Origin of the sequence: Methanococcus vannielii SB, from assembly GCF_000017165.1 — an archaeon.
In the GTDB taxonomy this organism is placed as follows: domain Archaea; phylum AGJL01; class Methanococci; order Methanococcales; family Methanococcaceae; genus Methanococcus; species Methanococcus vannielii.
On record NC_009634.1, the window covers coordinates 872,849 to 896,097 of the forward strand.

General features: G+C 33.4%; 27 protein-coding genes, 3 tRNA genes and 1 pseudogene. 19 read left to right on the forward strand and 12 right to left on the reverse strand.

Features of this window, described 5'->3' with window-relative positions; genetic code table 11:
• Positions 1 to 15: 15 nt before the first annotated feature.
• Both MEVAN_RS04300 and MEVAN_RS04305 read right to left on the reverse strand, forming a co-directional pair.
• Complete coding sequence (locus tag MEVAN_RS04300; RefSeq protein ID WP_011972651.1) at positions 16 to 987, reverse strand: methanogenesis marker 2 protein; 972 nt, start codon at positions 985 to 987, stop codon at positions 16 to 18.
• A 155-nt stretch (positions 988 to 1,142) separates the two neighbouring features.
• The gene (locus MEVAN_RS04305) at positions 1,143 to 2,387 is read right to left on the reverse strand and encodes a phosphoglycerate kinase (RefSeq protein WP_011972652.1); all 1,245 of its coding nucleotides are present in this window, start codon (positions 2,385 to 2,387) and stop codon (positions 1,143 to 1,145) included.
• 383 nt (positions 2,388 to 2,770) lie between these two features.
• On the opposite strand from MEVAN_RS04305, the gene MEVAN_RS04310 reads away from it, so the two are divergent.
• Positions 2,771 to 3,223 (forward strand): hypothetical protein, encoded by a 453-nt coding sequence (locus tag MEVAN_RS04310; protein ID WP_011972653.1) that lies wholly within the window; start codon positions 2,771 to 2,773, stop codon positions 3,221 to 3,223.
• A gap of 11 nt (positions 3,224 to 3,234) precedes the next feature.
• Positions 3,235 to 3,786, forward strand: a complete 552-nt coding sequence (locus MEVAN_RS04315) for an adenylate kinase family protein (RefSeq protein ID WP_011972654.1) — start codon at positions 3,235 to 3,237, stop codon at positions 3,784 to 3,786.
• A gap of 14 nt (positions 3,787 to 3,800) precedes the next feature.
• Here MEVAN_RS04315 and MEVAN_RS04320 read toward each other — a convergent pair whose 3' ends face one another.
• Both MEVAN_RS04320 and MEVAN_RS04325 read right to left on the reverse strand, forming a co-directional pair.
• On the reverse strand, positions 3,801 to 4,997 hold the full coding sequence (locus MEVAN_RS04320) for a tripartite tricarboxylate transporter permease (RefSeq protein WP_011972655.1): 1,197 nt from the start codon (positions 4,995 to 4,997) through the stop codon (positions 3,801 to 3,803).
• Complete coding sequence (locus MEVAN_RS04325; protein ID WP_048059152.1) at positions 4,998 to 5,600, reverse strand: hypothetical protein; 603 nt, start codon at positions 5,598 to 5,600, stop codon at positions 4,998 to 5,000.
• Positions 5,601 to 5,804: 204 nt separating this feature from the next.
• On the opposite strand from MEVAN_RS04325, the gene MEVAN_RS04330 reads away from it, so the two are divergent.
• From MEVAN_RS04330 to MEVAN_RS04345, 4 genes are all read left to right on the forward strand, one after another.
• Positions 5,805 to 6,260, forward strand: coding sequence for a cytochrome c (locus MEVAN_RS04330; RefSeq protein ID WP_011972657.1), 456 nt, complete (start codon positions 5,805 to 5,807; stop codon positions 6,258 to 6,260).
• Positions 6,261 to 6,278: 18 nt separating this feature from the next.
• Positions 6,279 to 6,758 carry a YeeE/YedE thiosulfate transporter family protein gene (locus MEVAN_RS04335; protein ID WP_011972658.1) on the forward strand — a complete coding sequence of 160 codons (480 nt, stop codon included), beginning with the start codon at positions 6,279 to 6,281 and terminating at the stop codon, positions 6,756 to 6,758.
• 84 nt (positions 6,759 to 6,842) lie between these two features.
• Positions 6,843 to 7,397 (forward strand): DUF3343 domain-containing protein, encoded by a 555-nt coding sequence (locus MEVAN_RS04340; RefSeq protein ID WP_011972659.1) that lies wholly within the window; start codon positions 6,843 to 6,845, stop codon positions 7,395 to 7,397.
• A gap of 1 nt (position 7,398) precedes the next feature.
• A complete protein-coding gene (locus MEVAN_RS04345) occupies positions 7,399 to 8,220 on the forward strand; it encodes an NAD(P)H-hydrate dehydratase (RefSeq protein ID WP_048059153.1) in 822 nt (273 codons plus the stop codon).
• Between the two features lie 24 nt (positions 8,221 to 8,244).
• Here the strand turns inward: MEVAN_RS04345 and MEVAN_RS04350 are convergent, their stop codons facing one another.
• Positions 8,245 to 8,562 (reverse strand): DUF4870 domain-containing protein, encoded by a 318-nt coding sequence (locus MEVAN_RS04350; protein ID WP_011972661.1) that lies wholly within the window; start codon positions 8,560 to 8,562, stop codon positions 8,245 to 8,247.
• A gap of 158 nt (positions 8,563 to 8,720) precedes the next feature.
• Positions 8,721 to 9,036, reverse strand: a pseudogene (locus tag MEVAN_RS09110) (DUF4870 domain-containing protein).
• A 190-nt stretch (positions 9,037 to 9,226) separates the two neighbouring features.
• Here MEVAN_RS09110 and MEVAN_RS04360 point away from each other — a divergent pair.
• Positions 9,227 to 9,301 (forward strand) — tRNA-Ile (locus tag MEVAN_RS04360).
• Positions 9,302 to 9,367: 66 nt separating this feature from the next.
• Here the strand turns inward: MEVAN_RS04360 and MEVAN_RS04365 are convergent.
• Positions 9,368 to 9,958: a translin family protein gene (locus MEVAN_RS04365; protein ID WP_011972662.1), complete on the reverse strand. Its 591-nt coding sequence runs from the start codon at positions 9,956 to 9,958 to the stop codon at positions 9,368 to 9,370.
• 266 nt (positions 9,959 to 10,224) lie between these two features.
• On the opposite strand from MEVAN_RS04365, the gene MEVAN_RS04370 reads away from it, so the two are divergent.
• The 5 genes from MEVAN_RS04370 to MEVAN_RS04390 are packed head-to-tail and all read left to right on the forward strand — an operon-like array spanning position 10,225 to position 13,584.
• Positions 10,225 to 11,229 carry a 50S ribosomal protein L3 gene (locus MEVAN_RS04370; protein WP_011972663.1) on the forward strand — a complete coding sequence of 335 codons (1,005 nt, stop codon included), beginning with the start codon at positions 10,225 to 10,227 and terminating at the stop codon, positions 11,227 to 11,229.
• Between the two features lie 29 nt (positions 11,230 to 11,258).
• Positions 11,259 to 12,017 (forward strand): 50S ribosomal protein L4, encoded by a 759-nt coding sequence (rpl4p, locus tag MEVAN_RS04375; RefSeq protein WP_011972664.1) that lies wholly within the window; start codon positions 11,259 to 11,261, stop codon positions 12,015 to 12,017.
• A 21-nt stretch (positions 12,018 to 12,038) separates the two neighbouring features.
• Positions 12,039 to 12,299: a 50S ribosomal protein L23 gene (locus tag MEVAN_RS04380; protein ID WP_011972665.1), complete on the forward strand. Its 261-nt coding sequence runs from the start codon at positions 12,039 to 12,041 to the stop codon at positions 12,297 to 12,299.
• Positions 12,300 to 12,338: 39 nt separating this feature from the next.
• On the forward strand, positions 12,339 to 13,061 hold the full coding sequence (locus MEVAN_RS04385) for a 50S ribosomal protein L2 (RefSeq protein ID WP_011972666.1): 723 nt from the start codon (positions 12,339 to 12,341) through the stop codon (positions 13,059 to 13,061).
• A 40-nt stretch (positions 13,062 to 13,101) separates the two neighbouring features.
• The gene (locus tag MEVAN_RS04390; RefSeq protein WP_011972667.1) at positions 13,102 to 13,584 is read left to right on the forward strand and encodes a 30S ribosomal protein S19; all 483 of its coding nucleotides are present in this window, start codon (positions 13,102 to 13,104) and stop codon (positions 13,582 to 13,584) included.
• 122 nt (positions 13,585 to 13,706) lie between these two features.
• Here MEVAN_RS04390 and MEVAN_RS04395 read toward each other — a convergent pair whose 3' ends face one another.
• Entirely contained in the window at positions 13,707 to 14,279 is a 573-nt protein-coding gene (locus MEVAN_RS04395; RefSeq protein WP_011972668.1) for a FumA C-terminus/TtdB family hydratase beta subunit, read from the reverse strand.
• 77 nt (positions 14,280 to 14,356) lie between these two features.
• Here MEVAN_RS04395 and MEVAN_RS04400 point away from each other — a divergent pair, with 77 nt between their 5' ends.
• Positions 14,357 to 15,163 carry a sugar phosphate isomerase/epimerase family protein gene (locus MEVAN_RS04400; protein ID WP_011972669.1) on the forward strand — a complete coding sequence of 269 codons (807 nt, stop codon included), beginning with the start codon at positions 14,357 to 14,359 and terminating at the stop codon, positions 15,161 to 15,163.
• 63 nt (positions 15,164 to 15,226) lie between these two features.
• Entirely contained in the window at positions 15,227 to 15,898 is a 672-nt protein-coding gene (npdG, locus tag MEVAN_RS04405) for an NADPH-dependent F420 reductase (RefSeq protein ID WP_011972670.1), read from the forward strand.
• 7 nt (positions 15,899 to 15,905) lie between these two features.
• Here the strand turns inward: npdG and MEVAN_RS04410 are convergent, their stop codons facing one another.
• The 3 genes from MEVAN_RS04410 to MEVAN_RS04420 form a co-directional block, all read right to left on the reverse strand.
• Positions 15,906 to 17,258, reverse strand: a complete 1,353-nt coding sequence (locus MEVAN_RS04410; protein ID WP_011972671.1) for a signal recognition particle protein Srp54 — start codon at positions 17,256 to 17,258, stop codon at positions 15,906 to 15,908.
• 26 nt (positions 17,259 to 17,284) lie between these two features.
• Positions 17,285 to 17,842, reverse strand: a complete 558-nt coding sequence (locus MEVAN_RS04415) for a UbiX family flavin prenyltransferase (RefSeq protein WP_011972672.1) — start codon at positions 17,840 to 17,842, stop codon at positions 17,285 to 17,287.
• A gap of 210 nt (positions 17,843 to 18,052) precedes the next feature.
• Positions 18,053 to 18,137: transfer RNA gene (locus tag MEVAN_RS04420), tRNA-Leu, on the reverse strand.
• A 128-nt stretch (positions 18,138 to 18,265) separates the two neighbouring features.
• On the opposite strand from MEVAN_RS04420, the gene MEVAN_RS04425 reads away from it, so the two are divergent.
• Positions 18,266 to 18,380: transfer RNA gene (locus tag MEVAN_RS04425), tRNA-Met, on the forward strand.
• Positions 18,381 to 18,451: 71 nt separating this feature from the next.
• On the opposite strand, the gene mmp10 is transcribed toward MEVAN_RS04425, so the two are convergent.
• On the reverse strand, positions 18,452 to 19,762 hold the full coding sequence (mmp10, locus tag MEVAN_RS04430) for a methyl coenzyme M reductase-arginine methyltransferase Mmp10 (RefSeq protein ID WP_011972673.1): 1,311 nt from the start codon (positions 19,760 to 19,762) through the stop codon (positions 18,452 to 18,454).
• A gap of 259 nt (positions 19,763 to 20,021) precedes the next feature.
• On the opposite strand from mmp10, the gene mcrB reads away from it, so the two are divergent.
• Genes mcrB through mcrG form a run of 4 tightly spaced genes read left to right on the forward strand, consistent with a single transcriptional unit; the run spans position 20,022 to position 23,245 of the window.
• Positions 20,022 to 21,353 carry a coenzyme-B sulfoethylthiotransferase subunit beta gene (mcrB, locus tag MEVAN_RS04435; RefSeq protein ID WP_011972674.1) on the forward strand — a complete coding sequence of 444 codons (1,332 nt, stop codon included), beginning with the start codon at positions 20,022 to 20,024 and terminating at the stop codon, positions 21,351 to 21,353.
• An 11-nt stretch (positions 21,354 to 21,364) separates the two neighbouring features.
• A complete protein-coding gene (mcrD, locus tag MEVAN_RS04440) occupies positions 21,365 to 21,847 on the forward strand; it encodes a methyl-coenzyme M reductase operon protein D (RefSeq protein WP_011972675.1) in 483 nt (160 codons plus the stop codon).
• A 9-nt stretch (positions 21,848 to 21,856) separates the two neighbouring features.
• Entirely contained in the window at positions 21,857 to 22,453 is a 597-nt protein-coding gene (gene mcrC / locus MEVAN_RS04445) for a methyl-coenzyme M reductase I operon protein C (protein ID WP_011972676.1), read from the forward strand.
• Positions 22,454 to 22,462: 9 nt separating this feature from the next.
• The gene (gene mcrG, locus MEVAN_RS04450; RefSeq protein WP_011972677.1) at positions 22,463 to 23,245 is read left to right on the forward strand and encodes a coenzyme-B sulfoethylthiotransferase subunit gamma; all 783 of its coding nucleotides are present in this window, start codon (positions 22,463 to 22,465) and stop codon (positions 23,243 to 23,245) included.
• Positions 23,246 to 23,249 lie beyond the last annotated feature (4 nt).

Sequence of the window (23,249 nt, forward strand, 5' to 3'; positions counted from 1 at the left end):
AAATAGATATGGTATTTAGCAACCACATATATATTCCCTTCCAAAATCAAATAATACTTCTTTATCTTTCCCGTCAGTTATAATAAATTTTTTATCCTCTTTAACTTCACCACAGACTGATGCAGTGATTCCAACAAATTCAAGAGTAGATAACAGTTCTTTTACATTGTTTTCAGGAGTGGTAAATACAAAACCGCTACCCGGATACATTTTAAGCCATGCGTCAATTTTAATATCTTCTGCAATTGGAATTTTTGATACGTCTACAATTGCACCTTTTTTGGAAACCTCAAGAAGCATTCCAAGCGTTCCAAGGCCTCCCGGATTACTTATATCCTTACATGAATTTGCAAGGTGGTTTTCACCTATAATTTCAAGTGATTTTAGCTGATCCCTTACATATTTTTTGGATTTCATTGAAGTTGTATCCCAATTTAGCTTAAATGTTTCATGAATAGCCCCATCTAAATCATATGCAAAAACTACTTTATCACCTATTTTTGCAGAGTCACTTCTTAGAACGTTTTCTTTTTTAACGATTCCCGTAATGGATACATCTAAAACATTGCAGTGTGCATCAGGATGCGTGTGGCCCCCAACAACTGGAACTCCAAATTTTTTAATTCCTTCTTTAAGGCCCTTTAAAAGTTCTTTACCTTTATCACAGTCTTTTATGCCGATAATATTTGTCATTGCAATTGCTCGTCCACCCATTGCTGCAATATCATTTGTATTTACCAATACAGAACAGTAACCTGCCCACCAAGGGTCTTTTTCCAATAATTTACCCCAAATACCGTCTGCAGCAAGCAAAAGTGCATTTTCCCCATCAAGCCCGATTATTGCAGCATCGTCCCCAAAATCTGCAATTATGTCAAAATCATATTCCTCTTCAAAATTAAAGTTATTTACAACATTTTTAATTTCTTTTTTTCTTGTTACGCCTTCAAAATTCCTAATTTCTTCGGCAAGCTTACTTAATTCCATAAAATCGCCCACACGTTCTATAATTTCCAAAAAAACTATTTTAATAATAAAATAATAAGTTGATTCTTATATATAATTTTCCATTTAAAATATATTTTCAGTACTTTTTTAAAATAAGAGTAAAAAATAAGTCTAAATGAAATATTTTGATGGAATTAGGCTTTATGTTTTTCATAAGACTCTAAAAGCATTTCAATTACGGGAAGTCTTTTTCCTGCCAAAAATTCAATACACGCACCCCCTCCAGTGCTTATGTGGCCCACATTTCCAGAAATTCCGACTACTTCAGCAGCAGCAGACAGATGTCCGCCTCCAATTACTGAAAATCCTTTTGAACTTGCAGTTGCTTTTAAAATTTCTTCTGTTCCTTTTAAGAAATTTTTGTTTTCAAATACTCCTGCAGGGCCGTTTGCAACTATTGTCTTGGCATTCTTTAAAATTTCCCAATAACTTTCAATTGTTTTTTGACCCAGATCATGGATTGGATGACTTACTTCATTATTTAAATTTAATTCAGTTTCTTTTCTTTCCCCTTCAATATTTAAAGCTGCATCAATAGGTATTACGATTTTCTCACCGTATTTTTCAATTAACTCTTTTGCAATAGTTACTTGCCCAGTGTAACCCATATCGTCAATTAATTTTTCGTTAGGGCCCAATTTAAATCCTTTTGCAATTAAAAATATATTTGCAACAATCCCACTTGTAATTACTTGATCAGCAGTCTGTTTTTCAAGCACGTTTTTAATTACTTCGATACTGTCATCCGCTTTTGCACCCCCTAGTGCAAATACACATGGCCTATCTGGATTTTTAATAACTTTTGTAAGCGTAAAAAGTTCTTTTTCCATGACCCGTCCACAAAGCATTGGCATATAATATGAAAAGCCTACAAGTGAAGGTTGGGCCCTGTGGGCTGCTGCAAACGCATCATTTACGAAATAATCAAAAAAAGGATGTAATTTTTTTACCATTATTGTTTTTGCCTGTTTTTCAGGGGTAATTTTATCCCAAGATTTCCATTCTGAAAGGACTTCTTCAGATAAAAGCCTTACATTTTCAAGAAGTATTACTTCGCCGTTGTCCATCCCTAAAATAGATTCTCGTACAGTAGACCCCAATAACCCATCAACATATCCTACTTCGATACCTAAGACCTCGGATAATTTTTTTGCGTGAGATTCGAGGGTTGTAAAATCCTTTTTTCCAGGCCTACTCTGGTGGGCCAAAATTACTACTTTTGCACCTTTGTTAGAAAGGTCTTTTATCGTATTGTAACATGCTTTAATTCTCGTGTCATCCAAAATAGCCCCATTATTCACATCAATCGGACTATTAATATCTACACGTAATGCAACCGTTTTTCCTTCCAAATTAAAGTCATCAAGGGTCAAAAACATAACGCATCCTCCAGTTGATATTTTACTTTTATTTTCGCACTATTATGACATTAAATCGTTAAAAGCTAGATAACTTAGTTATATATATCTTTCCAATCCTGTAAAATGTATTATTTTGGTTGTATAAAATAATTTTGATGGTAATGTAAGCTCCAAAATTGTTCATTTGAAAAATATAAACTTGAATTTTATAAAATTAAAGTTTAAAATCAATAAAAAGTCGCCTAAGTCAATTTAATTCGTTTGAACATTGCAAAATATAGGTTGAAGTTTAAAAATTTAATAAAACACAAAAATTCAATCAAAAAGGATAAATAACTTCATTAAATAAATGTATATTAATCAATTGTATTTAGGCACAAAGAAAAGGCGGTGGAGTAGTTATGTTCAAAAAAATAAAAAGAATATTTGTAGGAAATAAAGAGTTACCTGCTCAAGTACCTGTTCATGATGAGGAATATGTCGTTATAGGCCAATCATATCCTGCATATGAAATTAAAGAGTCTAAAGAAATTCCATTACCAAAAGAAACCGTTCCTGAAGAAAAAGTAAAAATTGTAAAACATAAAATCTATCCGCGAGTCCTTACTACAAGAATTAAATCTCCTGAGGACTTTGAACATATAAAAAACATAGTAGAACATGATGTTTTAATAATCAATCTTGAAGAAGTGCCTATCGAAGCAATTATTAAGGAATTCAATGATTTTAAAAAATATCTTGAAACACTCGATTACAGCCTAGGTAGGGTTGGAGAAAACACGATTCTTGCAATTAAGTCTGATGTTGAAGTTGATAAATACGTTTCTGAAGAACCCGTAAAAGAATCTGAATAATAGGTGAAATTATACGAATAGCAATTACTGGAACTCCGGGCGTTGGAAAAACAACTGTTTCTAAAAATCTTTTTGAAAAACTGATAAATCTTGAAAATAACGTAAAAAACATAAATATTACAGAGATTGTTTCTAAAAATCAATTATATATTGAAAAAGACGATGAAATGAACTCATATGTTATTGATTTTCCTAAATTGAATAATTTTTTAGAATTAAACACGACCTGTGAAGATTTAATAATTCTTGATGGCCATGTAAGTCATCTTTTAAATCCTGACTGCATTATTGTACTTCGACTTAACCCTGAGAGGATATTTGATAGACTAAGCCTTAGAAATTATTCTGAAAAAAAGATAAAGGAAAACGTTGAAGCAGAAATTTTAGACGTGTGCCTCGTTGAATCTATTGAAAATAATGTTGAGTCAAAGATATTTGAAATAGATTGTACCGAAAAATCTGTTTTGGATATTTGTAACATTATAATATCATTTTTAGAACACAATACGCCAAAATATGGCAATGTAAGTTGGCTTGAAGATTATTTTTACATGTTAGAATAACTTTTTTTATATTCTTAGTATATTCCTAAAAAATAAAAAATTGTCGGAAAAATTAAAACTGACATCATATTTGACATATTTACTTGTTTTTTAATACATATAATTCCAATGGATATTGATACTATATAGATTACAGCATGATATGTAAAATAATTGTTAAATGTCAATAAAAATATCAAAAAAGTGCAGAATATAATCAAATATTTTGAGATATCACCATAGTTATATCGATTTATATTTTTCAGTACATATTTTGAAGCAGTTGATAAAAAAAGTAGCGATAAGCCAGATGCAAGAAAAATACTCCCAAATATATCAAAAGCAGTATACTCAAGATTTAAATTTTTTATTGTTTCTGCAATTCCACTTCTTCCAGTTCCGATTAAAACAAGTGCAAGTATCGAAAATAATTCATTTGAAAGTGTTATTGCACCTTGTGAAACAATGAAATTTTCAATGTTTTCTTCTTTTATTAGCTTGCTTAAAAAGTAGTTTATTTGGGCTCCGCCAGTTGCAGGTATAAATATTCTTAAAAATCCGCCAATTGTTCCAAAAACTACTGATTTTAAATAAGAACCATTTAACTTTGGAAAACTCATGTACTGATATCCTAATTTTTTTCTTCCAAGATTTGTAATTAAAAATGGAATTCCAAACATTCCTGTAAATAGTACTGCCATTGTGTTATTATAAGAAGGATTTATATAAAATACGGATATTCCAAGGGTTCCTGAAAATAAAATTACTAAAAATGTCCAGAATTTATTTTTTGAGAAGATTATTGATGTAAAAATTAAAATTATAAGGATATATGGTAAAAATGGCTTTAAAATACCATATATTGAATTTAAATCCAAATTTAACGTAAAAATTATTAAAAATAAAATTGATGAAAAAATAATTCCTAAAAATCCCCCCATTCCTGCTAAAATTACGGCTTCATAACCTTTTCCATCTTTTGTTAATTTATGCATTGGAATTGATGAAACTGCCGATTCTGAGTCGGGAACTCCGATAAATGCAGAAGGAATATAGTTCAAAAAGTAATGAGATATAACAAGCCCCATTAAAAATCCAAAATAGTTTGTTTGTCCGAAATAAGGTAGTAAAATCGTTGAAAAGGGAATTAATAAATTTGGATGAATTCCAGGAATTAATCCAGTAAATGAGCCAGTAATCGCACCAAAAGCTACAAAAAACAAATTTACCATTTAATCCCTTTTTTCACAGTAGCTGCATTTTTTGTACCCTAAATTTAAAGCATCTTCTTCATTAATAAAATACACTTTTTCATTTATTTTTAAGCCATAAGAACAGCTAGCATGCGTATGATACGACTTACTGCTTTTAGATGCATAGTATTTTGTAGGCACTTTTGAAAAGAGTATATCTTTTTCAAAATTTAATTTTTCAACGATTTCAAAATTAGATATGTCTTTTAATGTTATACCATACAATCCATTGTAGACGTTAATTTTTCCGGTAACTCTTACAATATCTCCTTCTTTTATTCGCGGGTCAGTTTTTAAAGTATATTCTAAAAATTCTTTTGAAATTTCTGTTGAAATATATAATCTAAGATCAGAAGCTGTTTCATCCATTAACCTAACTGATTTTATGCCGATTACTTCACGATATTCATTATAGTTTACATCCATTCTTTGAATTTTAGAGGTTATTTTAACAAAATCCCCATCTTTTAAGTGAGATATTGGCTTTTCAGAGGGAGTAAGCTCGTATGTAGTTAAAAATAAACTTCCTAAAACCACAAAAACTACACTAAAAAATATTATCTTTTTTTCGGTCAAAATCATAATTATCAGTTTGAATATAAACATACAATTTTATATAGTTATGTTATAGTGTAAAAAACATTAGATTATCTAATAAAAAAATAGTTATAAATCTATCTAATAAATAGATATATATACATTCTTATTCAAAATAACCTTGTATTTGCTACATACCTATTAATATACTTAATATATAAAACCATTATTAAAAATATAGGTGATAGCGTGAAAATTTCACCGTTAAAAACTGGCCTCATAGGAGGGTTTTCAGCAATATTGTTAGAAGTCATGTTTAAGGTAAGTCCTCCTCCAGCATATGGGTTATGTGTTGCATGCCACACTAGAGACCTTATGAACTGGATTGTAAATAATTTACTAGGAACCAATCTTGGTATGGCGCCTGTATCAAAATTCTTACCTGTGTTAACTGTTATCGGGTTATTAATCGGTGCATTAGCCGGTGCAATTATTCATAAAGATTTCAAAATTAGAAGAACCCACAATTTAGTTGTTGGATTTATACTTGGAGTACTTGTGTTAAACTTCGCACTTTTGATGGGCGGATGCCCTATCAGAATGGCTTTAAGGGCAGGTTATGGGGATTTATTCGGACTAATTGGGTTAGTAGGGATAGCTATTGGAGCTGTTGTAGGTTCTGAAGTATATTTGAAAAAAGCATAATTTATAAAGGGTGATAATATGGATATTTATCAATACTTGCCTGCAATTGGCACTTTAGTATTTGGTACCCTTTTGGGATATCTTGGACAAAGATCCGCTCTTTGTTTCTGTGGAGGACTTAGGGACTTTTCTTTAATGAAAGACACGTGGCTACTCAAAGGTTTATTTGGATTTATTGGTGGAGCATTAATAGGTTCAATCTTATTCCACATTGTAGGGCTTTTACCCCTATTTCCTTGGATACTTACAAAAGGAGTTACTGCAATTCCAGGGGGGGCCGCAGGTGGATTAGGTTTTATGCCAAACCTCGTTGCAGCACTTATCGGGGGTTTTGGAGTAGGTTTCCTGTCAATAATTCAGGGCGGTTGTCCATTTAGAAACTTTATAATGGCAGGAGAAGGGAACCAAACTGCAATCATGTATATAATTGGTTTAGCAGTTGGTGCAGTAATCTACCACCAGTGGGCACTTTCATTCATACAGTCAATACTTGCATAATTACTAAATACTAAGTATTATATTATTTATTATACCATTTGATATACTATTTTTTTATCAGCACTTTTTTACTTTGGTGAAAATATGTCCTCATTTTTTAATAAGTTAAAGTCGGTTTTGGAACCTAAAAAAGAATTTAAAGTAGGAAAAGGATTAATAATATTTAAAAGCGTAAGGGATGCAATGAAGGCTGAAAAAATTTTAAAAAACTATTCTGCAAAAGTAGTTGCTCCTCCGCATGAAATACGGGAAGGTTGTGACCTTGCAGTGGAATACGAAGTTTTAGAAGAAACAGGAATAAAAAGGGAACTTAAAAAAAATAAATTAGTTCCATTAAAATTTATTTCACTTGATGGGCAGTTAATGGAACCTTTAGATATCGTTAAAGTAAAAGAAATCCAAGGATTTACAATGGTAAGATCTGGAAATATGAAAATAACAATAGATGGTACCGGAAAGATAGTAAACATTTCTGGAGGGGGCTGTCCTGATGTTCCTTATCTTAATTTACAGTTGATTGGTAGAAACATTTTAGAAATTAATGAAAATGAAACTCCAAAAGCTTTAGGGTACACTTTATGTGCCTATACATTAAATAAAGCATTTGAAGAGGCTAAAAAAATATTTAGCGGTGAATAATATGATGGTTGCAGGAGCAATGCCCATAAAAGGTATGGAACTTGTTAAAGGCCAAGTACATATTGAAAAAAATAAGATATTTGTTAAAAATAAAGAATTTCCAATTACAATGGGCAGTGGAGCCCTCGTTGGGGCAGCATTTAAAACATTGGAATATTTTGGAATGGAAAAAGAGCTAATTTTTTTAACTGCGGGAGATGTGGGGGAAGGTGAGGGTAGTTTAAAAATTTATCGGGATTTAAATGAAATTACGGAAGAAATAACAATTATTCATTATATAAAACCAAAAATTTCAGAAATTTTAAACGTAGATTTTTCCAAAACCGTTATCGGCGATGCAGGAGGGATGTATGCTGGAAAGGCTGCAGGTATTGGGGATAAATTTCGAATGTTTTTTCCAGATGTAGGCGAACTTGCATTTTTAGCAGATGATAAGTCATCACATCCTGCGTACGTTAGAGGATTTATATCTAAAATAGATGATTTAGACGTTCCAAAACTAATTGAAATGGCGTATTTTCAAAAAATGCCCGACAATATGGTTGTAAAAGGGGAAAAAGACTATATTGTACAGTGCGGAAAAATCATTGACCATGTGGCAAATCCAAAGTTTGAAGCAATGGAATGCATCGGGGGAACTGGAGATACGCTAACAGGAATTACTACGTCATTAATTGCATGTGGATTTAAAATAGAGGAAGCATCGATATTGGGGTGTAAATTAAATCGTAAATTGGGCGAAATTGTAAATCCAAAACCCGATACAAAGATATACGAAATTATAAAAAAAATTCCTGAAGCCCTAAAAGAATTTAAACTCTAAAAAAAGTAAAAAAATGAAAAATAATTACATATATTTTTCTGCCATATCGCCAATTACGGGTAATTTATACATTTCCCCTTTGTAAGCCTTAAACATACAGAAAAACCAGATTATTAAGCTTGCAGGCATTAATAGTAAACCGAGTAACCATCCTATAATTGGAATAAATGCAAGAACAATACTTAAAACAAATATTGCTGCTGAAACTATTATCGACTGCATTGCATGAAATTTAACAAAAGAACTCTCTTTTTCGATAACTAACAAGATACCGCCTGAAACAAATCCTAAAAGGTATGCTAAAACTGCTTCGTGATTTTCTTCAAGACCTAACGATGTCATCTTTTCCCCTTTTTAATATTTTTACTAACAAAATATGTATTATAATATTGTATCACTAATATATAAATCCAAGGTATGCACCTATACTCCAAAACATAGCAAAAAAAATTCTAATATGGATTAAAATTTAAAAACATATAAAAATATGTGGACATTTATTACAGGTATTTTTCAGCAATGTCGCCAATAATTGGGAATTTATATTTTTCACCTTGGTATGATTTTATTATTCCAACTATCCATAATGCCAATGAAATTAGACTTAATAACATTCCCAAAATTCCCCCAATATAAGGAATATATCCAAAAACTAGACTTAACGCAAAAATTAAACCAAAGCATATAATGGATTGCATTGCATGAAATTTAACAAATTTACTCTGTTTCCAGTAGTAAAACTATAATTCCAGATAGGAATCCTAAAAGGTATGCTAAAATTGCTGCGTGATTTTCTTTTAAACCGAATAATGCCATTATATTCCCCCTTAGCGGTTTATAATTAAAATATGTATTTAAGGGGCATATATAATCAATTAGTTTGTATTGCATTTAAACATTTTACCAAAAAGTTTAAATATTAAAACACCTTATTTCATTTTGCTTTGAAAGGCATTGGAAATTCAGATAAAATCATTCTAAGGTTTCCTCGAATAAGTTGCAGTATAGGGCAGTGGCTCAGCCTGGTTAGAGTGCTCGGCTGATAACCGAGTGGCCCGGGGTTCGAATCCCCGCTGCCCTACTTTTTATTTTAAAAATATTAATTTGTATATCTAAATGTTATACTTAAAAATTATTAAAAAATAAATTAAGGTTTAAATTTAGATAGTTCTGTTCTAAGCTTTAAATTTTCTGTAAAGCTTATTAAATCCCCGTGAGTTTTTTCCAGTATACTTCTTGAAACGTCTTGTTTTCTTCTTAGTCCGTCTATTAAATTATAATAGTCAAATTTCATTGTAAAATCATAAATATTTTCCATGTGGAAAAAATAACACTCTGCATTTTTAAAGTCGTCTTCTTTAATTGATTCGAGTATTTTTCTCCTAAGTTCCCCAATAACATCACAAAGTCCCAATATATAATTCTCTATTGAAACATTTTTAAAGTTAGAGTAATTTAAAAACCGATTTTCAAAAACTAAGTGATAATAAACCTTGGCTTCAACGTATTCCTGTTCTGGAGCTTGTAGATATTTGATAAATTCGGGATGATCCAAACATAAATTTGAAATACCTAAAAGTTTATCTTCAAGTTCAAAAAAACTGACTTGTTCACGTTTCTGAATTTTTCGAATAATTATTGAAGAATCCTTAACAATATCTCTTGAAATTTTTAAAATTTTTTCCCTTTTTTCGTTCTTTTTTTCAAAATATTCTATCATAAAGCTCATGTTTTCCATTCAATCACCATTTTATCGTTAAAATTATATTTTATACCAATAAATATCTCTTTTTTAAGATATATAGTGATTGAATTTAATTAGGGTTAACTATATATATTGTAATGATTAATGTATGTAGGCAACTATATGGAAGACCTGAAAAGGCGGAACGCCATTAATAGGTTGCTTGTTTTTAAAAGATTAACAACTACTCTAAAAACGACTAGTTCTACACAAAAATAAAACACAAGGGGTACTAGTTAACTATCAAAGGAGGTTATACTATGGGTATGAAAAAAAATAGACCTCGTAGAGGTTCTCTAGCATTTAGCCCAAGGAAAAGAGCTAAGAAATTAGTTCCTAAAATCAGATCATGGCCTGCTGATAAAAAAGTAGGACTTCAGGCATTTCCAGTATACAAAGCAGGTACTACCCATGCTTTATTAGTAGAAAACAACCCTAAAAGCCCAAACAATGGGCAGGAAGTATTTTCCCCAGTAACCGTATTGGAAACACCTGAAATTACTGTTGCAGGTATTAGGGCATACGGAAAAACGACAAAAGGCTTAAAAGCTTTAACTGAAGTTTGGGCAAAGCAACAGGACAAAGAATTAGGAAGAAAGTTAACCGTTACAAAAAAGGAAGAAATAAAAACAGTAGAATCATTAGATGCTGTTTTAGAAAAAACGGTTGATTTAAGAGTAATCGTACACACTAATCCTAAAACTACAGGAATCCCTAAGAAAAAACCTGAAGTTGTTGAAATTAGAGTTGGCGGTTCCTCAGTCGCTGAAAAATTAGCTTACGCTAAAGATATTTTAGGCAAAACGCTCTCAATCAATGATGTATTTGAAACTGGAGAATTTATCGACACTTTGGCAGTTACCAAAGGTAAAGGATTCCAAGGCCCAGTTAAAAGATGGGGCGTAAAAATACAGTTTGGAAAGCACCAAAGAAAAGGTGTAGGTAGACAGACCGGTTCAATCGGGCCATGGAGACCAAAAAGAGTTATGTGGACTGTTCCATTAGCGGGTCAAATGGGTTTCCACCAGAGAACCGAATACAATAAGAGAATCTTAAAATTAGGCAGCGAAGGTGCTGAAATTACACCTAAAGGAGGATTCTTAAACTACGGTGCTGTTAAAAACGGTTACGTTGTAGTTAAGGGAACTGTTCAAGGCCCTGCAAAAAGATTAGTAGTTTTAAGAGGAGCTGTAAGACCTGCTGAAGATAAATTCGGATTACCGGAAGTTACTTACATCAGCAAAGAGTCCAAACAAGGAAACTAATTACTCAAAAACACGAGCAGGTGTAACTTATGAATGTTAAGGTTTACAATTTAGATGGTTCTGAAAAAGGGGCAATTGAATTACCTAGCGTATTTGAAACAGAATACCGGCCAGATGTAATTAAAAGAGCAGTAATTTCATCATTAACTGCACGATTGCAACCAAAAGGTTCCGACCCATTAGCTGGTTACAGAACTTCAGCAAAATCAATCGGAAAGGGACACGGTAAGGCAAGAGTAAGAAGAACCGCACAAGGTGCAGGTGCATTTGTACCTCAAGCTGTTGGCGGTAGACGAGCTCACCCTCCAAAAGTTGAAAAAATATTATTCGAAAGAATAAACAGAAAAGAAAGATTAAAAGCTTTAGCAAGTGCTATTGCAGCTTCGGCAAATTCAGAAATTGTTGCAGCAAGAGGACACAAAATCGAAGGAGTTCCTTCATTACCTTTAGTTGTAAATGCTGAATTTGAGAGCCTTGTAAAAACAAAAGAAGTTTTAAGTGTATTTAAAGCTTTAAAATTAGAAGCTGACTTAGAAAGAGCTAAAGACGGCATTAAAATTAAAGCTGGAAGAGCAAAATTAAGAGGAAGAAAATACAAAAAACCAAGAAGTGTCTTGGTTGTTGTAGGCGATGCATGTGACGCAGTTGCTGCATCAAGAAACCTTGCAGGTGTTGATGTAATTACGGCTAATGATTTAAGCGCAATACACATTGCACCCGGAACAATGGCTGGAAGACTAACACTCTGGACTGAAAATGCCATTGAAAAATTAAAGGAAAGATTTTAAGATTAATCTGAGGTGAATGGCATGGATGCCTTTGATGTTATAAAAACACCAATCGTTAGTGAAAAAACAATGAAACTCATTGAAGAAGAAAATCGATTGGTATTTTACGTTGAAAGAAAAGCTACAAAAGAAGATATTAAAGAAGCAATTAAACAGTTATTCAATGCTGAAGTTGCTGAAGTAAACACGAACATTACTCCAAAAGGACAGAAAAAAGCATACATAAAATTAAAAGACGAATACAACGCTGGAGAAGTAGCTGCAAGCTTAGGAATCTATTAATTAATTTAAGAAAACACTATTGAGTAATATGGTGATATAATGGGTAAAAGACTAATTTCCCAGAATAGAGGGAGAGGTACTCCAAAATACAGATCCCCGTCCCACAAAAGGAAAGGTGAAGTTAAGTACAGAAGTTACGACGAAATGGAAAAAGTCGGAAAAGTTCTTGGAACCGTTATTGATGTACTTCATGATCCTGGACGATCTGCACCAGTAGCAAAAGTAAGATTTGCTAATGGAGAAGAAAGATTAGTATTAATTCCAGAAGGAATTTCAGTTGGCGAGCAGATTGAATGCGGTATAAGCGCTGAAATAAAACCTGGAAACGTTTTACCACTTGGAGAAATTCCAGAAGGTATCCCAGTATACAATATTGAAACAATCCCTGGAGACGGCGGTAAGTTAGTAAGAGCTGGTGGGTGCTACGCACACGTTGTAGCGCATGATATCGGAAAAACTATCGTTAAATTGCCTTCAGGCTACGCAAAAGTACTAAATCCTGCATGTAGAGCAACAATTGGTGTTGTTGCAGGCGGTGGAAGAAAAGAAAAACCATTCGTTAAAGCAGGTAAAAAACACCATTCATTAAGTGCTAAAGCTGTTGCATGGCCAAAGGTAAGGGGTGTTGCAATGAACGCAGTAGATCACCCTTACGGTGGAGGTAGACACCAGCACCTAGGAAAACCATCAAGCGTTTCAAGAAATACTTCCCCAGGTAGAAAAGTAGGGCATATTGCCTCAAGAAGAACCGGTAGGAAATAATTAATTTAAGCCCCTTCCTAAAATTTAATAAGGTGAAAACATGGCCAGACAAAAATTTAGTGGCAAAGGCGGAAAAGGAAAGTCTAAAAAAGGACAACAAAGTACAGCCCCAAGAAGAAGAGTAGAATTTAAATACAAAGGCTTTACTTTACCCGAACTCCAAGAAATGCCCATTAAAAAATTCATTGAAATCGTTCCTGCAAGACAGAGAAGAACGATGTCAAGAGGAATTACCCCTAACCAAAGAAAATTGGTTATGAAAATTAAAAAAGCAAGAAGATTGGTAAACAGAGGCAAAGAGCCTAGAGTTATAAGGACACATTGTAGGGACTTTGTAATAACTCCTGAAATGATAGGCCTAACAATCAGTATTTACACAGGTAAGCAGTTTAAAGAAATAAAATTAGTTGAAGAAACCCTTGGAAGATTCTTAGGTGAAATGGCACCAACTAGAGGAATTGTACAGCACGGTTCCCCAGGTATGGGTGCTACAAGAGGTTCAATGTTCGTTCCAATTAAATAATTGGAATTTGAAATCTCTTTTTTTATTTTTATAAAAATTTATTTATTAATTTAGATTTATAAATTATTTAAAGTTATAAATCTAAATTAATATTTAAAAAATAAGTTTAAAAAACTAAAAGGTTAGAGCTTCCGCTTTAATGAATCTAAATTTTCCTGAACCTTTTTTTCGACTTCAAAATAAAGGCTATTTTCGTGTGAATCCATTGCAACAATTAGTGGACCAAAATTTTCAACTTTTAGTTCCCAAAATGCTTCAGGCATTCCTAAGTCTAGATGGTAAACATTTTTTACTTCTTTTATACAATTTGCCAAAAGTGCTGCACAGCCACCTGGAGCTGCAAGATAAACTACCCCTAACTCCTTAAAAGTTCTCAATAACTCTTTATTCATTCCTCCTTTTCCAACTATTGCAGAAATATTTGTAATTTTTATAAAGTCTTCTTCGATATTGTTCATTCTTGCAGAGGTTGTAGGCCCAATTGCAACGCATTTCCAAATACCATTTTCTTGCTTCATTATCGGGCCGGCATGGTAAATTACGCCATTTTCAAGGTTTATTGGTGCTTTTTTTTCTTCAATAGTTATCAAGTGAGCTTCATCTCTTCCAGTACAGAGGTTACCGGTTAAATAAACGATATCCCCTACTTTTAACTTTTTAACGTCTTCTTTTGAAATCGGGACATTTAAATTCAAACTACCACCAGAATAAAAATATTATTAAATACATTAAATGTTTTTATTATATTAATAGCTAAAGCGGGGAGATTCTCATGAAGTTTGGAATATCATCTCTAGTATTTTTACCAGAAACTCTTCAATCATCAATGGAGAAAGTTGCAGAAAACTCTTTTGAATGTTGGGAAATCGTTTCTGAAGGAAGTCATCAGTTAAACCCAAAAAATATCAAATATTTAAGGGCTTTAAAAGAACAGTATGACGTAGATTTAGTCATTCATTCGTCTTTTTCAGATTTAAATCCTGCTTCAATGAATAGGGAAGTAAGAAATTTAACTGTAAACAGCGTTATCGAATCTATTGAAGGTGCATTTGAGCTCGATGCTAATGTTGTCACGATTCACCCTGGGTATCTACCCCCACTTTGGTCGGATTACAAAAAAGATATTTTAGATAACAATTTTTCATCACTAAATGAAATCGTTGAAATGGCAGAAAACTACGAAATAATGATAGGTTTAGAAAATATGCCTAATTATCACGGTGTTTTAGGGGTTACTATTGAATCATTGAGTGACATTATAAAAGACATTGATTCAAAGTACCTTGGAATTACATTCGATATAGGCCATGCAAATACTGCTGGAAATCCGGCTGAATTTGTAGGCGAGTTAAATAAAATGGGAAGAGGAATTGTACATGCCCATATCCATGATAATTTAGGAATAGAAGATGAACATGCATTGATTGGGGCAGGAAATATCGACTTTTCAAGCGTTATCTTAAAACTCCAAGAAATAAAATACGATAAGGTACTATCATTTGAATCTAAAAGTATACGTGATGCAGTAAAGGGAAGGGAAATCATAAAAGAACATTTTTTAAGAATCAATAATTTATAAATTATTATATAAATGAATATCTCTAATGAATTAATCGATTATTAATATAAAAAAGGTGAATTTATGAAAATTGCGATACTTGGTGGAACTGGCGACCAAGGCTTTGGTCTTGCACTTAGGTTTTCAAAAAACCATGAAATATTAATAGGGTCAAGAAAGGCTGAAAAAGCAGTTGAAGCTTCGGAAAATGCTTTAAAAATACTTTCAGAAAAAAAAATATCTACAACTATTAAGGGACTGACAAACAGCGAGGCTTCAAAGTTAGCTGATGTCGTTATTGTATCACTCCCATTTGAATACACCATATCTACATTAAAAGAATTAAAAGAAGAATTAAAGGGAAAAATAGTTGTTTCTATAGGTGTCCCGCTTGCAACTGCGATTGGAGATAAACCAACAAGAGTTATTACCTGCCCTCAAGGCTCAGTTGCGGAATTAATTCAAGAAATACTTCCAGAATCAAAAGTAGTAAGTGGATTCCAAAACATTTGTTCAAAATGTCTTGAAGATTTAGACTGTGAGGTAAACTGTGATGTATTAATTGCTGGAAATGATGTTGAGGCTAAAAAAACAGTTATTTCCCTTGCAAACGAAATTCCTGGTATAAGGGGGATAGATGCTGGAAAATTAGAAATTTCAAAATTTATTGAGCAGATTACGCCATTATTAATCCAATTAAATATAAAATACAAATTAAAAGGAGCAGGTATCCAAATTACTGGATTAAACCTTTAATATATTTTTACTCCTTATACATTAATTGCCTCATTATTTGGCCCATTTTACCGCCCATTTTCGGCATTTTTCCTCTTTTTAAATTACCAAATGCGTTTTTAGTTGTTGCGTAATACTTTAAGAGGTCTTTTATCTCATCTTGTTTTACACCTGCGCCCTTTGCAATTCTTTGAAGCCTAGATGTCTTGATTAACTCAGGATTTTCTTTTTCTTCCATCGTCATCGAGTCCATCATAATTTTATATCGTTTCAATTTCTGTTCCGTAAGTTGTGCAGCTTCTTTTGGCATATTTCCGCCAAACCCCGGAATCATTCCCATTATCTGCTTCATAGGACCCATTTTTGAAATTGTTTCAAGTTGTGCATAAAGTTCCACTAGGGTAAATTTTCCTTTCAATATTGAATCGATACTTTCTTCCGTTGATTCGTCCATTACATCTTCAGTTTTCTCTAAAAGGGAATCTAAATCCCCCATTCCAAGAAGCCTTGAAATAAATTTTTTTGGGTCAAATGTTTCTAAGTTATCAACACCTTCACCAGTTCCAATAAATTTAATAGGTGCATTGATTTCTGCAACAGCACTTAATGCACCGCCGCCTTTTGCAGAACCATCAAGTTTTGTAACCAATATACTACCAATTTCTGAAACTGCGTCTTTGAATGCTTTTGCCTGATTTTTAGCCTGTTGGCCTAAGGTACCATCAATTACAAGGATTATTTCATTTGGATTTGTAATTTCTTTCATCTGCTTCATTTCTTCTAAAAGACTTTCTTCTTCTTTGTGTCTTCCAGCTGTATCTATAATCAAAACATCGGATTTTTTTAATTTTTCAATGCCTTCCTTTACAATTTCTACTGGAGTTTTTGTTTTTGTTTCATCACCAAAAAGAGGAACATTTATTTTCTCGGATAACTGTTTTAACTGTTGGTATGCTGCCGGCCTGTAAATATCCGCTGCAATTAAAGCAGGTTTCATTCCTTTTTTCTGAATGTACCTTGCAAGTTTTGCTGAACTTGTTGTTTTACCACTTCCTTGAATTCCAACAAGTAATATTACTGACTTTTTTGAAGGGTCAAGTTCAAGCTTTTGAGGATTTTCCCCAAGTAATTTTACAAGTTCATCATAAACAATTTTTATAATATGTTCTTTTTTAGAAAATCCTTTTGGAGGAGCTTCTTCTATTGCCTTTCTCTCAATTTCTTTACTCATGTTGAATACTAACTTTACATTAACGTCAGACTGGATTAAAGCTTTTTGAATATCCTTAATTACTTCTTTTACGAGTTTTTTATCGACAAACGTAGCATTTTTTATCTTATTCAGTGCTTCAGACAGGTTTTGCCCTAACTTATCAAGCATGTTTTCACCAAATTATTAGCAGATAATTATTCTCCCCATCTCTTAAATATGTTATTTTCAACACCCAAATTATCAAGTATCCGGCCAACAACAAAATTTACCATATCTTCAACTGTTTTTGGATCATTATAAAATCCAGGAGCTGGCGGAATTACAGAGACCCCTAATTTTGATAGTTTTACCATGTTTTCAAGATGGATTGTACTAAAGGGCATTTCCCTTGGAACAATTAATAGTTTTCTCCTTTCTTTTAGTGCGATATCAGAGACTCTACCAATTAAGTTATCCCCATACCCATTAGCAATTGAAGAAAGTGTTTTCATTGAACATGGAACTACAATTACAGAGCTAAATTTATGTGAACCTGATGCAACGGGAGAAAAAAAATTATCATTTTCATAGTAATTATCTGAAAGTTTCTTAAATTCGTCAAGTTCTATTCTAAGCTCGTGTTTAATTATTTTTTTTGCTGAATTTGATATAATCAATGTTGTTTTAATCGATTTTCCGTTTAATTCTTCTAAAAGCCTTTTTGCATATATAACGCCACTTGCACCTGTGATACAGACTACTATCTCTTCCATTTTATCCCTTTAGTAATTATTAATAAAAATATCTATCGACTTTTTATATATATTAACACCAAAAAATAATTAAAAATTTAGATGTACGGATATAACTTTTTAAAAAAGTTAGTTTTGAAAAATATGCGAAGGAAGGGATTCAAACGCAGCCCTTTAAAAAGTGTTGCATCCCAAATTAAAATTCGTAAAAGTTTTAGATTTGAAAAAATATGCGAGGGAAGGGATTTGAACCCTCGAACTCCTACGAGACTAGACCCTCAATCTAGCGCCTTTAACCAGGCTTGGCAACCCTCGCTCCATGATTTAAAATAACCTTAATATCATAAAGCATAGTTTAGTTCTGCATTTCAGTATATAAATGTTTCTACGAAAGGTATATATATTTGATTTACTTAGTTAAAGATGCTTAATAAAACAAGCATTGCCGAGGTGGCTTAGGCTGGTTATAGCGCTCGGCTCATACGGAAATTCCTAAGGGGTAATTCCCCTTGGGTCCTGGGAAACCGAGAGGTCGGGGGTTCAAGTCCCCCCCTCGGCATTTTCTTTTTTGAGTAAATTAATTTATTAATTTAAATTTATAAATTGATATTTTATAAAAAAAAATTAAAATTAGATGGGATTTCCAAAAAAATTTATTTTTTCAATTAATTCTGTAAATGCATTAATTTCAAAATTAACTGCTTCTTCTTTTGTAAATACTCCTGAAACTTCCCCATCCATTGTTAATTTATCAATTCCCCTTAAAACAAACCGTTTAACACCATCTTTTGTTAAAATTTCTTCCGCATCTCGTTCGTGAACGAGTGCATTTTCAGGGTAAAATACGGTATCTGTCAATTTAGATAAATCGATAGTTTCTAAATCTTTTTTAGTAATTAAGTCAGATATATCCTTATTTACTGAAATTACTGTTACGGGAGTCCCGTTAAATATTTTTGATAGATACCAATATGAAACCTTTCCCGTGATAATTGTTGCTTTTGCCCTTATTTTCTTCCTTAAATCGTTCAAGATACTTTTTTCATAGTAAATTGCAAATGGAGTATTTGTTAAAGGATCATAAACGGGCGTTCCTGAAATTCTTATTTTTTCACCAAAGAGCTCATGCATTTCTTTTACGAGTTTCCCAAACCTTTCAACGCTTGAAACATTTATTTCCTCAATTAATGGTTCATTTTCAAGTATAAGGCCATTTTCAACTTTATTTGCAAATCTCATTAGTATTACAGCATTTGCCCCCCATGAAGTGAGGTCTTTTATTGTATTTTTTAGGTTTTCGCCATCATTTATACCTGGAACAACAATTATTGCACAGTGTGTTTCACAAGTATTACAAAAATACTTTAAACATTCAAGAGAAATTTCGGGATTCTTGTCACTCATCCATTCTTTTCTAATATTTGGATCTGTTGAAAAAACAGAAAATGTGACTTCATTAACTCCAAAATTAACAAGATTTTTAACTTGATTTAAGTTTTTAAATCCCTTGCCTGAGGTATATCCTAAATGAATTTTTAAACCCATTTGATTTATTATTTTGCAAAGGTCTTCAAGATAAGGGTAATAACTTGTATCTCCGCCACTTGTTATGTTTACTTTTTCATATTTTTGAAACATTAGCGAACTTTGAACCTGTTCAAGTGCAAATGGCAAAGGAATAAATGAGCCATTTATTTCACGAATGGAATTTATACAGTAGTCGCACCCTATTTGAAATGTACATTGTTTACACCCTAGGGGTTCAGGATTATTAAAATTAACTTTTCTAAAATAACAAAATTTACAAAATCCCCCACAATTTTTTCCAGGTTCTCCTTTTAAGTCGATTAACAGCTGTGATTTACCACCATTATTGTCAAACGAGTTATTTTCAAAATTAAATTCCTCATCAATATTAATAAATCCAAGCTTTTGGTTCATATTACCATCTTATTTACTTTTATAAAAATAGTAGTAAGTAGTAATTCATTAAAAATAGAATTCCAATATTAGTTTTTGTCATGCTAATTACAAATTTATCTAGTATTACGTAGCATGATAAGATATAATTAACCTAATCCAAAACTTAATCCCCGATAGAGACTATATATATTTTTCTATTTGATTTTAATGAAAACTTGAATATATCTTCCTTTAATAATGTTATGATGTATATATCAAAAAAATAGGAGTGGTTCCTATGGTAAAGTATGAAGACAAAATAAGTTTGTACGATGCGAAAGGAAACCTAGTAGCAGAAAATGTACCATTGGAAGCTATTAGCCCATTATACAACCCTACCATCAAAAGCATGTTAAAGAACATTAAAAGAACCGTTGCTGTCAACTTAGCAGGTATTGAAAATACTCTGGCTACCGGTAGCATCGGTGGAAAAGGCTGTAAAGTTCCAGGTAGAACCCTAGATTTATCCGTTGTTAGCAATGCTCAAGCAATTGCTGATGAAGTAGAAAAAATCTTGAAAGTATCCAAAGATGACGATACCGCAATCAAATTGATTAACGGCGGAAAACAAATGGCCGTGCAGGTTCCATCCGAAAGGTTAGAAGTAGCGGCAGAATACTCAGTATCAATGCTTGCAACCGCAATGGCATTGAAAGAAGCAATCATCAAAACATTCAACGTAGACATGTTTGAAGGTTCAACAGTTCACGCTTCAATCATGGGTAACTACCCGCAAGTTATGGACTACGCTGGAGGTAACATCGCTTCACTCTTAGGTGCACCTTCAAACTTAGAAGGTTTAGGTTACGCTTTAAGAAACATTCCAGTTAACCATGCAGTTGCTACTACCAAGAAAAACATGATGAACGCTATTGCATTCTCATCAGTTATGGAACAAACTGCAACTTTTGAAATGGGTGACGCAATCGGGTCATTCGAAAGACAGCACTTACTTGGTTTAGCTTACCAAGGATTAAACGCTGACAACTTAGTAATTGAATTCATTAAAGCAAATGGAAAAGGAACTGTTGGTACAGTTGTACAGTCAGTTGTTGAAAGAGCACTTGCTGACGGCGTAATCGTTGTTGATAAAACAATGGGCTCAGGATTTAACATGTACAAGCCAGCTGATGTAAACAAGTGGAACGCTTACGCAGCAGCAGGTTTAGTTGCAGCAGCAGCAGTAAGCTGTGGTGCGGCAAGAGCTGCACAAAACATCGCTTCAGTTATTCTGTACTATAACGACATTTTAGAGTACGAAACTGGTTTGCCGGGTGTTGACTACGGTAGATCAATGGGTACTGCAGTAGGATTCTCATTCTTCTCACACTCAATCTACGGTGGCGGTGGACCTGGTATCTTTAACGGAAACCACGTTGTAACCAGACACTCCAAAGGATTTGCAATTCCTCCAGTATGTGCAGCAATGTGTGCAGATGCAGGTACGCAGATGTTCTCACCTGAACACACTTCAGCATTAGTTGGTGCCGTATACTCAGCATTTGACGAGTTTAGGGAACCGATGAAATACGTAATTGAAAGAGCATTAAACATTAAAGATAAATTATAAGGTAGTAATCTATGATCGAACTTGAAGTCTTCCCACATAGGTATTTAAAAGCAGAAACAACTGAAAACTTCCTAAATAGTGCTTATTCATTTAGCACTGTTGAAAGAGTAGTAATACATGGAGAATCACTCCCTAAAAAAGTAGGATACGGTCCTGCTAAAGGGTCTCCGGTAAATCATTCTGAAAAAAAGGAAATTACTGTTAAAGGAGTTCCGGTAGAACTCAATCTTCAGGTTGGAAGATTATGGGTTTTACTAAAGGATGAAAGCGAAATTGAAAAAATCGATGAACTTTGTAAAGAACTTTTCCCATTTGGATACCGGTTAACAAAGGGTAAATTCTTAAGGGATACTCCTACAGTATCAGACTTTATAAAATACGGGGAATCTGCGGTTGAAAATATCGACCCCAAATTATTAAGTGCAACTGATCCAAGAAGTAAGTTTCAAAATTCCGTAAAAATGATTCCAAAAAGTGAAAATTCGACAGAATAATGTGATTTTATGCCCGTAGGTAGAAAAGAACAGATTGTTGACTGTAGAGCTGTTATGGGTCTTGGTGAAGGAGGTGGACTTGCTCAAAGGGGGACTTTTGCAGAAGGACTTCGTAACGACGTGGTCGTTGTTGCAATGTCGCCTGGGAGAAGGCATATTACAAAACCCGTATGCGAAATTACCTATGGAATAAGGGAAGCAGGAATTCAAACCAGCGTTCTAGTATTGGATGCAGGAGGGGGAATTCCTTCAGATGCTCCACAGGGAAGTTTAGGCTCAACTTTTGGGCTTAAACCTGATGAAGCACGACAAGTTAATCGACATAAATTATGTGTAATTCACTTTGGAAACGTAAAAAGTCATATAATCTATAAAGCTAGGTTATTCTTAAAGTACGTGACCATTCCTACAATTATAGTTTGTCAGTCTCCAGTGGACATGGAAGACTTTGCAAAAATTGGAATTAAGACCCTAGACGTAATGCCTTTAGAACCTAAAACTGAGGGCACTATTGTCGAAATTATTACAGGCGTAGTAAGGGGGGAATCTTCCCCACAAAAAAAGATTGATGAAATCATAGAAAGCATAAAAAAACATTTAGGTTAAGGTGATCTTATGGCATATAAGCCTCAGTTCTACCCTGGAGCAACAAAAGTTGCTGAAAACAGACGAAATCACTTAAATCCAAACTACGAATTGGAAAAATTAAGAGAAATCCCAGATGAAGACGTTGTAAAAATCATGGGACACAGGCAGCCTGGTGAAGACTACAAAACAGTTCACCCACCATTAGAAGAAATGGACATGCCAGCTGACTACGTAAGAGACTTAGTAGAGCCATTAAACGGTGCTAAGGAAGGACACAGGGTTAGATACATCCAGTTTGCTGACTCAATGTATTTTGCTCCTGCTCAACCATACGACAGGTCAAGATTGTACATGATCAGATTAAGGGGAGTAGATGCAGGTACGCTCTCAGGAAGACAAGTTGTTGAATGTAGAGAAAGTGACCTTGAAGAATTCTCCAAAAACTTGCTTATGGATACCGAACTCTTTGACCCTGCAACATCAGGAGTAAGAGGTGCAACTGTACACGGCCACTCCTTAAGATTAGATGAAAACGGAATGATGTTTGACGCATTACAAAGATGTGTGTTCGACGAAAAAACCGGACACGTAATGTATGTAAAAGACCAGGTTGGAAAGCCACTCGACCAGCCAGTTGACGTTGGAGAACCAATGCCTGAAGCAAAATTAAGAGAAATCACAACCATCTACAGAAAAGATGGTATCGCAATGAGAACAGACCCTGAAGTTATTGAAGTTGTAAAGAGAATCCACAGAGCAAGAACTCTTGGTGGATACATCCCTACAAACGAAATATTCAAAGGATTATAATTAA